A 13905-nucleotide genomic window follows, 5' to 3' on the forward strand; every position below is an offset into this window, starting at 1 on the left:
TCGCGGGCCCGCGAACCGGCGCAGCTCCGCGCGGCTCGGTGACCCCGGGTGTGTCGGGAATAGCCTGGGACGGCCGGCGTTGCATCAGATACATTCACTTGCATGTAATTGGTCGAAGCGGATGACCCGCGCGGCGAGAGAGCGGAGAAGAGACGTGAACACCCCCACCTGGCCGGGAATGCAGTTCGGCATCTTCACGGTGAGCGACATCACCGAGGACCCGACGACCGGGCGCACCCCGAGCGAATCGGAGCGCATCCAGGCCACCGTGACGATCGCCCGCCACGCCGAGGAGGTCGGGCTGGATGTCTTCGCCCTCGGCGAGCACCACAATCCGCCGTTCTGGTCATCGTCGCCGACCACGACGCTGGCCTACATCGCCGCGCAGACCGAGCGGCTCATCCTCTCCACGGCGACCACGCTGATCACCACGAACGACCCCGTGAAGATCGCCGAGGACTACGCGATGCTGCAGCACCTGGCCCAGGGGCGGGTCGACCTGACCCTCGGCCGAGGGAACACGGGCCCGGTCTACCCGTGGTTCGGCAAGGACATCCGTCAGGGCCTGCCCCTGGCGATCGAGAACTACGCCCTCCTCCACAAGCTCTGGCGCGAGGACGTCGTGGACTGGGAGGGGCGGTTCCGGACTCCTCTGCAGGGCTTCACCTCGACCCCGCGGCCTCTCGACGGCGTGGCTCCGTTCGTCTGGCATGGTTCGATCCGCACCCCCGAGATCGCCGAGCAAGCCGCCTACTACGGTGACGGCTTCTTCGCCAACAACATCTTCTGGCCGAAGGAGCACTACCAGCGCCTCATCTCGCTGTACCGTCAGCGCTTCGCCCACTACGGCCACGGCGCCCCTGAGCAGGCGATCGTGGGTCTGGGCGGCCAGGTGTTCATGGCGAAGAACTCCCAGGATGCCGTGAAGGAGTTCCGCCCCTACTTCGACAACGCCCCGGTCTACGGTCACGGACCGAGCCTGGAGGACTTCAGCGAGATGACGCCGCTCACCGTCGGCTCACCGCAGCAGATCATCGACCGCTACGCGGGGATGCGCGAGCACTACGGCGATTACCAGCGTCAGCTCTTCCTCATCGACCACGCCGGGCTCCCGCTGAAGACGGTGCTCGAGCAGCTCGACATCCTCGGCGGCGAGGTGGTTCCGGCGCTCCGGCGGGAGCTCGCCGCCGGCCGCCCGGCGAACGTCCCCGACGCGCCCACCCATGCCGCACGCGTCGCCGCGGCCTACGCCGGGGCGCCGGCGCCGCAGGCGGTTCCCCACGCGAACCGCGGCGACAACCTCGCCGGCGGACCGAGCCCCTACCGCCGTCCCGCCGCAGCCGCCTCCTCCCGGACGGGGGAATGAGATGACCTCGCGCCGCATCGCCGTGATCTCCGCCGGCCTGTCCAGTCCCTCCTCCACACGCCTCCTGGCCGATCGCCTCGCCATGGCCGCGGTGCGCGAACTCGGCGGACGGGGCGACGAGGCGGTCACCGACGTCTTCGAACTCCGTGACCACGCCCACGCCATCACCGACAATCTCCTGACCGGCTTCGCGCCCCCGAATCTGGAGACGATGATCAACGCCGTCGCCTCGGCCGACGGACTGATCGCGGTGACGCCGATCTTCTCCACCAGCTACTCGGGTCTGTTCAAGTCGTTCATCGATGTCCTCGACCCCGACGCGCTGACCGGGATGCCGGTGCTCCTCGGGGCGAATGCCGGCACCGCGCGGCACTCGCTCGCGATCGACTACGCCATCCGGCCCCTGTTCACCTACCTCCACGCCGCACCCGTCCCCACCGGGGTCTTCGCCGCATCGAGCGACTGGGGCGGTGCCGGCGATCAGGTCTCGCCGCTCGGGGAGCGCATCGACCGCGCCGCGCGGGAGTTCGCCGCCGCGGTGGCCGGCCGCCCCGCGGCATCCGCTTCGGATCCCTTCGATCCCGCGAACTTCCTCGGGGAGGGGCGCTCCTTCGGGCACCTGCTCGGCGGGCTCGCGGGAGAGTGAGCCCGCCGGACGGCCGGTCGATCTTCCGCAAGGACCGCCACGGTGCTCCGGACGGTTTCTTCGCCGCCGAGGCGGCGGGCCTGGCGTGGCTCGCCGAGGCGGGCGGCGTGCGCACCGCGCGGGTCGTGAAGGTGGAGGCGGAGGCCATCGAACTCGAACGTCTCGAGACCATGGCTCCCGATCGCGCCACGGCGAGAGCTTTCGGCGCGGCACTCGCGGTCACCCACGACGCCGGGGCGCCTGCCTTCGGGTCCCCACCCCCGGGGATCACCGCCCTCTTCATCGGCGCACGGCCGCAGCCCGCGGCCGCCGAGGAATCGTGGGGCGCCTTCTACGCGCGCGACCGCGTCCTCCCCTTCCTGCCGCCGGCGCTGACCGCGGGCTGGCTCACCGACGACGAGGCCGACGTCGTCCGAGCGGCGTGCGCGGCGATCGCCGCGGGAACGTTCGACGACGACGACGCACCGTCGCGGCTGCATGGCGACCTGTGGCAGGGCAACGTGCTGTGGACTCCGGACGGCGTCGTCCTCATCGACCCGGCAGCCCACGGCGGACACCGTGAGACCGACCTGGCGATGCTCGACCTCTTCGGCTGCCCGTTCCTCGACGAGATCATCGCCGGCTACGAAGAGAGTCACCGCCTCGCCCCCGCGTGGCGCGACCGCCTCCCGCTCCACCAGCTCCATCCGCTGGCAGTGCATGCCGCGGGGCATGGTCGCCACTACGGCAGGGCGCTGGCGGATGCCGCGCGGCAGACGCTCGCGCTGGCGTGACGTCGTCGCCTCATCGATCTGTCGGCAGGGTCCGACGCGCGAAGAGCCGGTCGATGGCAAGGCCCAGAAGGAGCGCGACCACCACCGACACCACCACCGCCACCACCGGCCCGCCGGGGACGACCGCTGCCACGATGGCGCCGACGAGCGACTGGTAGACGGCCCAGCCGAGGGCGGCCAGGCCCGCCACCACGAGATACCGGGGCGCCGGCACACGGGAGGCTCCGGCGGTCAGATTCACCGCGAGGCGGGCGAACGGCACGAAGCGGGCGGTGAAGAGCACCACCGCCGTGCGTCGACGGAGGCGCTCGCCGACCGCATGCAGCGCCCCGCGGACGCGCCGACTGCGCATCCACCGCCATCGCTCGAGGCCGATCGTGCGCCCGAGGAGGTAGCAGAGGGCATCGCCGGCGAGCGCGGCGACCGCCGCCACCGCGATGACCGCGAGAAGCGGCGGATCGCCGTGGACCACCGCCAAGGCTCCGAGTGCGGTGACGGCGACCTCTCCGGGGATGACCACGAGGAAGGCGTCGCCGAGGACGAGCGCCGCCATCGCCACGAGCGACCACGGGTTCTCCGAGATGCCGGCCAGCAGATCGTCGATCACATCTTCGTGGGTACCAGCGCGCGGTGAACGGCGACCGAACGGAGGACGACCGGTGACGCACTGCCGTGCGGACGGTGAATTCTCGTCGACAGGGTGCGGCGCGGCATCCCTTCGGACTCCGGTCCACGCGATGGTGGAGGCGTGAGAGTCGCGGTCATCGCCGAGTCCTTCCTTCCCCACATGAACGGGGTCACGGGTTCCGTCCTGCAGATCCTCCGCCACCTGTCGGGCGCAGGGCACGAGATCCTCGTCATCGCCCCGCGGGCCGCAGGCTCGCCCGATGACGGGGTGGTCGCGGGTCTGCAGGGGGCCGACGCACGGCTGCTGCGCTCGGTGCCGCTGCCGTCCTACCCCGAGGTGCGGGTCGTCTTCGCGCGAGCCGCCCGCCTCGCCGGCATCCTTCGGGCGTTCCGCCCCGATGTGGTGCACCTCGCCTCGCCTTTCGTGCTCGGGTGGCAGGGTGTGGTCGCCGCCGACGCCCTGCGGGTTCCGACCGTGGCGGTCTATCAGACCGATGTGGTCGCCTACGCCGAGAAGTACGGGATGCCGCGGGCCACGGCCCTGGTGCGTTCGCACGTGGCCCGGCTGCACCGTCGCGCGACGTTGACCCTCGCACCCTCGACGGCGTCGATGGCCCAGCTCGGCGACCTCGGGGTGGATCGCGTGCGTCGGTGGGGGAGGGGCGTCGACACCGATCTGTTCCACCCGGCGCAGCGGAACGACCACTGGCGTGCCCAGACCGCGCCGGGTCGACGCATCGTCGGCTACGTCGGCCGGCTCGCGCCCGAGAAGCAGGTGGTCGATCTCCGCGCACTTCGCGACCTGCCGGACACCACCCTCGTGATCGTCGGCGACGGTCCCTCTCGGCCCGCCCTGGAGGGGATGCTGCCCGATGCCGTCTTCACGGGGCACCTCCGGGGCGCCGCCCTTGCCAGGGCGCTGGCGAGTTTCGACGTGTTCGTCCATCCCGGCGAGAGCGAGACCTTCGGCCAGACGATCCAGGAGGCCCTCGCCAGCGGCGTGCCCGTCGTCGCCACCGGCACCGGGGGGCCGGTCGACCTCGTGCGCTCGAGCGTGGACGGCTGGCTGTACCGGCCTGGTGACCTCGACGACCTCCGCGCGCGTGTGTCCGACCTCCTCGGCGATCAGGCCAAGCGGTCGGCCTTCGCCGCAGCCGCGGCCGACGCGGTCCGCGCGCGCAGCTGGGCTGCCGTGTGCGACCTGCTTCTGGAGCACTACGAGGAGGCCCGCAGGCTCCGCCCGATCGATGATGCGCAGTTCGTCCGGGGGTTCGGTCGTCTCGCCGCCGCTCCGGCGCCGGTGATCGCGGCGCCCCGCTGGTGTCGTTTCGTCGCCCTGGGAGATTCGTTGACCGAGGGTCTCTGCGACTCCTCGCGCATGCCCTCGGGAGAGTTCCGAGGATGGGCTGACCGCCTCGCGGAGCTCCTGGCCCGCTCCCGGGGAGCGGAGGAGTCCACGCCGCTGCAGTATGCCAACCTGGCCGTCCGCAGCCGCCGGGTCCGCGACGTCACCGCGGAGCAGGTGCCGCGCGCGCTGGCGATGAAGCCCGACCTGGTGTCGATCCTCATCGGCGCGAACGACCTGGTGGGCTCCCGCGCCGATCCGGCGGCTCTCGCCGAGGATGTCGCCGCTGCGGTGCGCCGCCTGCGTGAGGAGGGCATCGACGTCCTCCTGGTGACCCCCTTCCTCCCGCGGCGCCCGGGTGCGCGGTTGTTCTCCCGCCGTTTCGCCCGCTACGCCGACCAGCTGCGACGTGTGGCGTCGGAGACCGGGGCGATGCTCCTCGACCTCGACGCCTATCCCGCGATCGGCGACGTCGGTTTCTGGGCCGATGACAGGGTGCACCTGCGTTCCCGCGGACATCGCTTCCTCGCCTACCGGGCCGCCGAGGCGCTGGGGGTCCCGGACGCCGAGGCCCTGGGGCGGCTCGACGAGGCGTTCCACGCCGACGACGACCTGCCCGCCGTCGGCAGTTGGCTCCGCCGCGATGCGCTGCCGTGGATCTGGCGGAGACTGCGCGGGAAGACCGCCGGCGACGGACTCAGCGCCAAGCACACCGACTATGTGCAGGTGGGAGGTGGGGGGACCGCCGACGCGCGCCTGATCGGACGGTTGTGATCAGCTGCGCCAGCGGTACTCCGACTCGGGCCGCCCGCGCCCGTGATAGCGGGGGAGCCGCTCGACCCGTCCGACCTCCGCGAGGTGCTCCAGGTACCGACGAGCCGACACCCGCGACAAACCCGTCTGCTCCGCGGCTTCCACCGCCGAGAGCGGGCCGTCGTGGCGCACGGCCCGCGCGACCCGTTCGAGGCTCTCCGCCGACAGGCCCTTGGGCAGGGCTGTCATCGCCGGGGGGCGGAGGGCCCCCAGGAGCGCGTCGATCTCCTCCTGAGTGGCCGATCCCGCAGCATCCGATGCCCTGCGCCGGAAGTCGAGGTACTGCCGGAGGCGCTCGGAGAGCATGGCGAAGGTGAACGGCTTCACCAGGTACTGGGCCACCCCGAGAGCGACCATCTGCCGCACGATGTCGGCGTCGCGGACGCCGGTGACGGCGATCACATCGACCGCGACGCCGCGGGCGCGCACGTGCCGCAGCACGTCGACCCCCGTGCCGTCGGGCATCGTGACATCCAGGAGCACGAGGTCGATGACGCCGGGAGCCGCGTCGAGGATCGCGGACACCGCCGACCTCGCGTCATGGCACTCGCCGACGACCTCGAACCCGTCGATGCGCTCCAGGTGACGCCGATGCACGTCGATGGTCAGCGGGTCGTCGTCCACCAGCAGTACACCGATCATCGAGGCCTCGCCGGGAGGACGACGTCGAAAATCGTCGGGTCGTCGGTGATCCGGATGCTGCCGCCCGCGCCGTCCACGATGGCGCGCACCAGGGCGAGGCCCACGCCTCGGCCCTCGGCGCCGGCGGGTTTGGTGGAGAAGCCGTGAGCGAAGATGCGCTCGCGGTCGGCCGGATCGATGCCGGCACCGCTGTCGGCGACCCGGATGCGGAGCGACCCGCCTGGCGCGGGGTCGAACTCCACCCGCACCCAGCGGGGCGAGGGCCCGGTGGCGGCGGCGTCGACGGCGTTGTCGATGAGATTGCCGACCACCGACACCGCGTCGATCGGGGTCAGCGTGCTGCGCGGGGCGTCCGGCGCGATCCGGGCATCCCATGCGACGTTGCGCTCACGCGCCTGGGCAGCTTTGCCCAGCAGCAGCGCGCCGACGGTGGGGTCGCCGTCGCGGCGCGCGGTGACCTGGTCGACGAGCGACTGGCTCTGCCGCGAGGTCTCGGTGAGGATCTCCACCGCCTCCTCGGTGCGGCCGAGCTCGAGCAGTGACACCGCGGTGTGCATGCGGTTGCCGTGCTCGTGCGTCTGGGCGCGCAGCGCCTCGCCGAGGGTGCGTACTGATTCGTACGACGCCACAGCGTCGCGGATCGTTCCCGCCGGAAGGTCGCCCGCGACCCGCCGCAGCTGACGGCGGGCGATGACAGCGCCGACGAGCCCGGCAGCCAGCAGCAGCAGGCCGATGCCGGCCACGAACGGCAGGCGGGAGAGGATCTCTGCGGAGATGCTCCCGAGGGTCAGGCCGACCGCGACCCAGCCCACCAGGCGTCCGTCGGAGAGGATCGGGGCGATCGTGCGCACCGACGGTCCGAGCGTGCCGACGAACTCCTCGGTCAGCGTCGCAGGCTCCGACGGGATGGTGCCGAGGTAGGCGCGGCCGATCTCGGCCGGATCGGGGTGGGTGACCCGAGTGCCGTCGGGCGTCATGATCACGACGAAGTCGAGACCGGACTCACGGGTGACCCGCTCGGCCAACGGTTGCAGGGCCGAGCTCGCAGCGGCGTCGCCGATGGCGGCCTCGACCTCGGGGAGCGCGGCGAGGGTTGCGGCCACCGTGCGGGTGACCTCCTCGGCCTCCGAGCGCTCCGATCCCTGCGCGTCCACGACCAGGACTCCGACGAGGATGAGCGCGATCGCCACGACCGATGCCGCGACCGCCGCGAACACGCGTGACGCCGCGCTCGCCGGGGCTGGCCGCCGTGCCATGGCACTCCTCATCGATCGCCGTGTAGGTCCATCCTGCCCGTGATTCCACCCCTGTCCGGTGCGCGCGCGGCGACCAATACGACCACAAATCGACCATGCGACCCGACGGGGGGACGCTGACTCAGGACGCGGACGATCCGTGTCGATGTGGACAACGACCGTTCCCTGGAGGCGATGATGGCTCTCTCACCACGCACGACGACGTTCCTTCTCCCGCGGTTCTCCGCCCGACGCGGCAAGCAGGCCTGGGACAAGCACACGTGGCTCTACGTCTCCGTCATCGCCGCCGTCGTCCTCGGCGCGATCGTGGGGCTCGTCTGGCCCGAATTCGGCATGGCGCTCAAGCCCCTGGGTGCGGCGTTCGTGTCACTCATCAAGATGATGATCGCCCCGATCATCTTCTGCACGATCGTGGTCGGTGTCGGCTCGATCGCGAAGGCGGCGACGGTCGGCAAGATCGGCGGCCTGGCCCTGCTGTACTTCATGGTGATGTCGACCTTCGCTCTGGCGATCGGCCTCGTCGTCGGAAATCTCATCCACCCCGGGACGGGACTGGACATGGCCGGCGCCAGCTACGAGTCCACCGCCGAGGCCAAGACCACCGAGGAGTTCATCCTCGGCATCATCCCGACGACCTTCTTCTCCGCGTTCACCGGCGAGAACGTCCTCCAGGTGCTGTTCATCGCGCTCCTGGTCGGTTTCGCGCTCCAGCAGATGGGCGACAAGGCGGCGCCCATCATGAACGCGGTGAAGAATCTCCAGGCACTTGTCTTCCGCATCCTCGGCATGATCCTGTGGCTCGCCCCTCTCGGCGCCTTCGGCGCGATCGCGGCGGTCGTCGGAGCGACCGGCGTAGGCGCCATCATCGCGCTCGGCACGCTGATGATCGCCTTCTACATCACCTGCGCCATCTTCATCATCGTGATCCTCGGGACGCTTCTGTGGGTCGTGACGCGGGTGAACCTCTTCAGCCTGATGAAGTACCTCGGTCGGGAGTACCTGCTGATCGTCGGCACCTCGTCGTCGGAATCGGCGCTGCCACGTCTCATCGCCAAGATGGAGCACCTCGGCGTCTCCAAGCCCGTGGTCGGCATCACGGTCCCGACCGGCTACTCCTTCAACCTCGACGGCACCGCGATCTACCTCACGATGGCCTCGCTGTTCATCGCCACCGGCATGGGCGCCCCCATGTCGATCGCCGAGCAGATCGGCCTCCTGGTCTTCATGATCATCGCCTCCAAGGGCGCCGCCGGCGTGACCGGAGCGGGGCTCGCGACGCTCGCCGCCGGCCTCCAGGCGTACCGCCCCGACCTCGTCAACGGCGTCGGCGTCATCGTCGGCATCGACCGATTCATGTCGGAGGGTCGCGCGGTGACGAACTTCACCGGCAACGCCGTCGCCACGGTGCTGATCGGTGCGTGGACGAAGGAGTTCGACGCCTCCCGGGCCCGCCGCGTCCTCGCCGGCGAGGTGCCCTTCGACGAATCGACCCTCGCGGCTCACGACCACGACGGACTCTCCGACGCCCCCGACGCCGTCGGAGTGGCAGAGCTGGAAGAGGCCGTGATCGATCAGGCCGCGGCCCGGGAGCAGGAGCGCCGGGCGCTGGTCGGTCGCTGAGCCCCCGTGAAACGCGCGATGCCCCACCGATCGCTCCGGTGGGGCATCGTGGCGTGGTCGCAGCGTCAGGGCTCCAGGTGACCGCTCTCGATCGCCGCCTCGCGTTCCTCGGCGATGAGGTCGTCGGTGTCGTCTTCGACCCGCTCGAGAGGATCGATCGTGGGCGGCGGAAGCTCGAGGTCGGCGTCGTCGTCGAGGGGGACGGGCCGCTCGTCGTCGGAGCGGGTCTCGCGGAAGTCGCCGATGCCGTGGGTCTCCATGCCGGCATCGTAGGCACGTCCGGTCGAGCCGCGCCAGGGGTGCTCGGCTCCCGACGCTGATAGGATCGGGAGGGTTGCCCCCGGGCATCCGCTCAATTCCATACGAGCACCGTGCTGCACAGCACACCGGAGCAGGCCGGCAGGAAGCTGGTCCCCTGAGGTGGAATCCCCGTCGTGGCGATGAAGATCATCCCGCCGGGTGCTCTTCTTCTGGTGACCAGCGCTGGCGAGAATCGCGGCCTCGCCGCGCGCTGAGATCTGCCTGTTCCTGCTCCTTCGCATGCACTCGTGCGCCGCTCGGCGCGCGAGCCTAAACAAAGAAGGAGAGACCTCTTGGAAGGTCCTGAAATCACCGCCGCTGAAGCCGTTCTCGACAACGGCCGCTTCGGCACCCGCACCGTCCGGTTCGAGACCGGTCGACTCGCGCAGCAGGCGCAGGGCGCCGTCGCCGCGTATCTCGACGAGGAGACGATGCTCCTCTCGGCCACCAGCGCCGGTAAGCACCCCCGGGAAGGGTTCGACTTCTTCCCCCTGACCGTCGACGTCGAGGAGCGCTCCTACGCCGCCGGCAAGATCCCCGGTTCGTTCTTCCGCCGCGAAGGTCGTCCCTCCACCGAGGCGATCCTCGTCTGCCGTCTGATCGACCGGCCCCTGCGTCCCTCGTTCGTCGAGGGTCTGCGCAACGAGGTCCAGATCGTGGTCACCGTGCTCTCCATCGCGCCCGGCGAGTTCTACGACGCCCTCGCCATCAACGCCGCGTCGGCGTCGACGCAGATCTCGGGTCTGCCCTTCTCGGGCCCCATCGCCGGTGTGCGCCTCGCGCTCGTCCCCGGCCAGGGCGAGCACCCCGACCAGTGGGTCGCATTCCCCAACACCAGCGTCCTCGAGCAGGCCGTCTTCGACCTCGTGGTCGCCGGGCGTGTGCTTGATGACGGCGACGTCGCCATCATGATGGTCGAGGCCGAGGCCACCGAGCACTCCTGGAACCTGATCCAGGGCGGCGCCACCAAGCCCAGCGAGGAGATCGTCGCGCAGGGTCTGGAAGCGGCGAAGCCCTTCATCAAGGAGCTCGTCGCCGCACAGACGGCGCTGGCCAGCACCGCCGCCAAAGAGATCCAGCCCTACCCGGTGTTCCTGCCCTACTCGCAGGAGACCTATGACTTCGTCGCCGCCCGTGCGTACGACGAGCTCAAGGGCATCTACCAGGTCGCCGACAAGCAGGAGCGCCAGAGCGCCGACGACGCGCTGAAGGAGCGGGTGCGCGGCGAGCTCATCGCCGCCGTCGAGGCGGGGGAGCTCCCGGCCGTTGCGACGATCGAGTTCTCCGCCGCCTACAAGTCGGTCACGAAGCTCATCGTCCGCAGCCGTATCCTCACCGACGGTGTCCGCATCGACGGGCGCGGCCTCGCCGACATCCGTCCCCTGGATGCCGAGGTGCAGGTCATCCCGCGCGTGCACGGCTCCGCGGTGTTCCAGCGCGGCGAGACCCAGATCCTGGGTGTCACGACGCTGAACATGCTGAAGATGGAGCAGCAGATCGACTCGCTGTCGCCCGTCACGCACAAGCGGTACATGCACCACTACAACTTCCCGCCCTACTCGACCGGTGAGACCGGTCGCGTCGGATCGCCCAAGCGTCGCGAGATCGGGCACGGCTTCCTCGCCGAGCGCGCGCTCGTGCCGGTGCTGCCGGCCCGCGAGGAGTTCCCCTACGCCATCCGCCAGGTCTCCGAGGCGCTGAGCTCCAACGGATCGACCTCGATGGGCTCGGTCTGCGCATCGACCCTGTCGCTGCTGAACGCCGGTGTGCCGCTGCGCGCACCGGTCGCGGGCATCGCGATGGGCCTCGTTTCGGACGTGGTCGACGGCCAGACCCGCTACGCCGCGCTCACCGACATCCTCGGCGCCGAAGACGCCCTCGGCGACATGGACTTCAAGGTCGCCGGCACCCGCGAGTTCGTCACCGCGATCCAGCTCGACACCAAGCTCGACGGCATCCCGTCGTCGGTGCTGTCGGCTGCGCTGCAGCAGGCGCGCGACGCGCGTCTGACGATCCTCGACGTGCTGAATCAGGCGATCGACGCGCCCGACGAGATGGCGCCCACCGCGCCCCGCGTCATCAGCGTGCAGATCCCCGTCGACAAGATCGGTGAGCTGATCGGCCCCAAGGGCAAGACGATCAACGCCATCCAGGACGAGACCGGCGCCGACATTTCCATCGAGGAGGACGGCACCGTCTACATCGGCGCCGTCGACGGGCCGTCCGCCGAGGCCGCCCGCGCGCAGGTCAATGCGATCGCGAACCCGACCAACCCCGAGATCGGTGACCAGTTCCTGGGCACCGTGGTGAAGATCGCGACCTTCGGCGCGTTCATCTCGCTGCTCCCTGGCAAGGATGGTCTGCTGCACGTCAGCGAGGTCCGCAAGCTCGCCGGTGGCAAGCGCGTCGAGAACGTCGAAGACGTGCTCGGTGTCGGTCAGAAGCTCCTGGTGCGCATCACCAAGGTCGATGACCGCGGGAAGCTCTCGCTCGAGCCGGTGCTCGAGGAGACCGAGGCGGCCGAGGCCGCACCGGTCACCGCCGACGCCTGAGCGACACACCCCTGACGGATGCCCGTCCCTCGTCATGAGGGGCGGGCATTCGCGTCATCCGGATCTTTCGTGATGAAACCGTTATGCGAAGTTCACCGACAGGGCACCGCAATGGCGGGCGGGGTCGGAGGCACCCCCTACCCTCGAAGTACGCGTCGGGGGGCGCGTCACGCGACAGGACGTCGTGAGGGGGTGCGTATGTCGAACCGGGGCACCGAGCTTGTCTCGTCGCGACGACAGCGCCGGAGAGAGCTGCCGGCGTCCGCGCTGCACCCGTCCGCACCGATCCCCGTCCAGGGCCCGGGTGTGGGCGCCGGTGTTCGCGTTCCGCTCGGCGACGCCGGCGCGCAGATCTTCCCCCTCATCCTCGGGGCTGCCGAATTCGGCTGGAACGTCGATCTCGAATCCAGTCACGCCATCCTCGACACCTACGCCGAGCTCGGCGGGAACGCCGTGCACACCGCCGACACCTACTCCAGCGGTCGCAGCGAGCACATCGTCGGCCAGTGGGTGCATTCCCGTGGTCTGCGCGACGAGGTCGTGCTCATGGTGCGGGTCGGGGGACACCCCGACAATCCCGGTCTCGGACCGGTCGATCTCGTCCGCAGCGTCGAGGCCTCGCTCAGTCGGCTGCGCACCGATCGGATCGATGTGCTCACGCTCGACGCGGCGGCCGACAGTGTGACAGCTCTGGAAGACACGCTGGCCACGGCGGAGTGGCTCGCCGAGGCCGGCAAGATCCGAGCTCTCGGCGGTGTGGGCTACACGGCGGCGCAACTGGTCGAGGCCCGCATCCTCTCCTCCGCGGGCTACCCGCGCATCACGGTGCTCGATGTCCCCTTCAACATCCTGAGACGGCACGAGTTCGACGCCGATCTCCGCCTGGTCGCCAGCGCACAGGGGATGTCGGTGACCGCGTCCCACGCGCTGGAGCACGGCTTCCTCGCCGGTCGATACCGCAGCCGCTCCCGCGGCGGGCTCTCGGCCCGGGGCGCACAGCTCGCGGCGAGCCTGAATCGGCGCGGCACGCGGGTTCTCCGAGCGCTCGACGAGGTGGGAGCAGACCTCGGTCTTCCCGATGCTGCGGTCGCGGTGGCGTGGCTGCTGGCGCAGCGGCTGGTGACAGCGCCCGTCGTCAACGCCTACGCGCCCGAGCACGTCGAGGAGCTCGTGCAGGGCGTCGGCGTCCATCTCAGTCGCGCCCAACTCGCCGAGATCGCTCGCGCGGCGGAGTGATGCGGTGACGCGCGGCCACGATCGACCGCAACGGGATGCGCTGACGTAGGCTGGGAGAGCGCCGTCCGGCGCCCAGCCCCGACGAAGTGAGCGAGCGTGACGCACTACCTCTACCTCGTGCGCCACGGCGAACATCTGGATGCCGAGCACGGACTCGTCGACGGGCCGCTGTCGCCGCGCGGGCGCCGCCAGGCCGCTCTCCTGGCCGACCGACTCTCGGGTGTGCCCTTCGACGCGGTGTGGCACTCACCGCTCGAGCGCGCCGCGCAGACGGCACGTGCGGTGAAGGAGCGGATGCCGTCGCTGTCTCCCGAGCCTTCGGCGCTGCTGTTCGACTGCGTCCCCACGGGCCTGTGCGAGGACACTCCGGCGGTGTACGAGCCTTTCTTCGGAGGAGTGACCGAGGCGGAGGTCGAAGCGGGTCGCGCGCAGATGGCCGACGCCGTCAGCGAGTTCCTCGCCCGCAAAAGCGGCGAGGTGCATGAGCTCCTCATCACCCACAACGCCGTCATCGCCTGGTTCGTGCGCGAGGTGCTCCAAACCCCGGAGTGGCGATGGATGACGCTCAATCAGGCTCACTGCGGGCTGACGGTGCTGGCCCAGAAGCAGGGGAGGCCGTGGACGGTGCTGTCGCACAACGACATGGCGCACCTGCCCTTCGAACTGCGCACCGGCCTGCCCGAGGTGTATCCGGTCTGAGAGACAGGCACCCCCGGCACGGAGGGTGAG

General features: G+C 70.4%; 12 protein-coding genes. 8 read left to right on the plus strand and 4 right to left on the minus strand.

Annotation, left to right across the window (positions count from 1 at the left end):
* The first annotated feature begins 178 nt into the window (after positions 1-178).
* From V6S02_RS03960 to V6S02_RS03970, 3 genes are read left to right on the plus strand one after another with little or no spacing between them, the layout of a single operon-like run.
* Positions 179-1366, plus strand: coding sequence for an LLM class flavin-dependent oxidoreductase (locus tag V6S02_RS03960; RefSeq protein ID WP_336400773.1), 1188 nt, complete (start codon positions 179-181; stop codon positions 1364-1366).
* A 1-nt stretch (position 1367) separates the two neighbouring features.
* Positions 1368-2012: an FMN reductase gene (locus tag V6S02_RS03965; protein ID WP_336399934.1), complete on the plus strand. Its 645-nt coding sequence runs from the start codon at positions 1368-1370 to the stop codon at positions 2010-2012.
* The gene (locus tag V6S02_RS03970) at positions 2009-2785 is read left to right on the plus strand and encodes a fructosamine kinase family protein (RefSeq protein WP_336399935.1); all 777 of its coding nucleotides are present in this window, start codon (positions 2009-2011) and stop codon (positions 2783-2785) included. Before V6S02_RS03965 ends, V6S02_RS03970 begins: the two co-directional genes overlap by 4 nt.
* Before the next feature lie 10 nt (positions 2786-2795).
* Here V6S02_RS03970 and V6S02_RS03975 read toward each other — a convergent pair whose 3' ends face one another.
* Positions 2796-3392: a DedA family protein gene (locus V6S02_RS03975; RefSeq protein ID WP_124292893.1), complete on the minus strand. Its 597-nt coding sequence runs from the start codon at positions 3390-3392 to the stop codon at positions 2796-2798.
* 141 nt (positions 3393-3533) lie between these two features.
* Between V6S02_RS03975 and V6S02_RS03980 the strand changes: the two genes are divergently transcribed.
* Positions 3534-5531, plus strand: a complete 1998-nt coding sequence (locus V6S02_RS03980; protein ID WP_336399936.1) for a glycosyltransferase — start codon at positions 3534-3536, stop codon at positions 5529-5531.
* On the opposite strand, the gene V6S02_RS03985 is transcribed toward V6S02_RS03980, so the two are convergent.
* Positions 5532-6212 carry a response regulator gene (locus V6S02_RS03985; RefSeq protein WP_124292895.1) on the minus strand — a complete coding sequence of 227 codons (681 nt, stop codon included), beginning with the start codon at positions 6210-6212 and terminating at the stop codon, positions 5532-5534.
* On the minus strand, positions 6209-7468 hold the full coding sequence (locus V6S02_RS03990) for a sensor histidine kinase (RefSeq protein WP_336399937.1): 1260 nt from the start codon (positions 7466-7468) through the stop codon (positions 6209-6211). Before V6S02_RS03990 ends, V6S02_RS03985 begins: the two co-directional genes overlap by 4 nt.
* A 177-nt stretch (positions 7469-7645) precedes the next feature.
* Here V6S02_RS03990 and V6S02_RS03995 point away from each other — a divergent pair, with 177 nt between their 5' ends.
* Positions 7646-9088 carry a cation:dicarboxylate symporter family transporter gene (locus V6S02_RS03995; protein WP_336399938.1) on the plus strand — a complete coding sequence of 481 codons (1443 nt, stop codon included), beginning with the start codon at positions 7646-7648 and terminating at the stop codon, positions 9086-9088.
* A 65-nt stretch (positions 9089-9153) separates the two neighbouring features.
* Here V6S02_RS03995 and V6S02_RS04000 read toward each other — a convergent pair whose 3' ends face one another.
* A complete protein-coding gene (locus V6S02_RS04000) occupies positions 9154-9348 on the minus strand; it encodes a hypothetical protein (RefSeq protein WP_336399939.1) in 195 nt (64 codons plus the stop codon).
* Positions 9349-9681: 333 nt separating this feature from the next.
* Here V6S02_RS04000 and V6S02_RS04005 point away from each other — a divergent pair, with 333 nt between their 5' ends.
* The 3 genes from V6S02_RS04005 to V6S02_RS04015 all read left to right on the plus strand — a co-directional run bounded on the left by V6S02_RS04005 (position 9682) and on the right by V6S02_RS04015 (position 13875).
* Positions 9682-11940: a polyribonucleotide nucleotidyltransferase gene (locus V6S02_RS04005; RefSeq protein ID WP_124292899.1), complete on the plus strand. Its 2259-nt coding sequence runs from the start codon at positions 9682-9684 to the stop codon at positions 11938-11940.
* A 198-nt stretch (positions 11941-12138) separates the two neighbouring features.
* Positions 12139-13176 carry an aldo/keto reductase gene (locus tag V6S02_RS04010; RefSeq protein ID WP_124292900.1) on the plus strand — a complete coding sequence of 346 codons (1038 nt, stop codon included), beginning with the start codon at positions 12139-12141 and terminating at the stop codon, positions 13174-13176.
* Between the two features lie 96 nt (positions 13177-13272).
* Positions 13273-13875, plus strand: coding sequence for a histidine phosphatase family protein (locus V6S02_RS04015; protein ID WP_124292901.1), 603 nt, complete (start codon positions 13273-13275; stop codon positions 13873-13875).
* Positions 13876-13905 lie beyond the last annotated feature (30 nt).

The organism is Microbacterium sp. CCNWLW134, assembly GCF_037083565.1.
Lineage (GTDB): Bacteria > Actinomycetota > Actinomycetes > Actinomycetales > Microbacteriaceae > Microbacterium.

Excerpts from the sequence above, each read along its gene's own strand:
- V6S02_RS04010 (WP_124292900.1), top strand. The coding sequence starts at position 12,139 with ATGTCGAACCGGGGCACCGAGCTTGTCTCGTCGCGACGACAGCGCCGG.
- V6S02_RS04000 (WP_336399939.1), bottom strand. The coding sequence starts at position 9,348 with ATGGAGACCCACGGCATCGGCGACTTCCGCGAGACCCGCTCCGACGAC.
- V6S02_RS03965 (WP_336399934.1), top strand. The coding sequence starts at position 1,368 with ATGACCTCGCGCCGCATCGCCGTGATCTCCGCCGGCCTGTCCAGTCCC.
- V6S02_RS03990 (WP_336399937.1), bottom strand. The coding sequence starts at position 7,468 with ATGGCACGGCGGCCAGCCCCGGCGAGCGCGGCGTCACGCGTGTTCGCG.
- V6S02_RS03960 (WP_336400773.1), top strand. The coding sequence starts at position 179 with ATGCAGTTCGGCATCTTCACGGTGAGCGACATCACCGAGGACCCGACG.
- V6S02_RS03985 (WP_124292895.1), bottom strand. The coding sequence starts at position 6,212 with ATGATCGGTGTACTGCTGGTGGACGACGACCCGCTGACCATCGACGTG.
- V6S02_RS03995 (WP_336399938.1), top strand. The coding sequence starts at position 7,646 with ATGGCTCTCTCACCACGCACGACGACGTTCCTTCTCCCGCGGTTCTCC.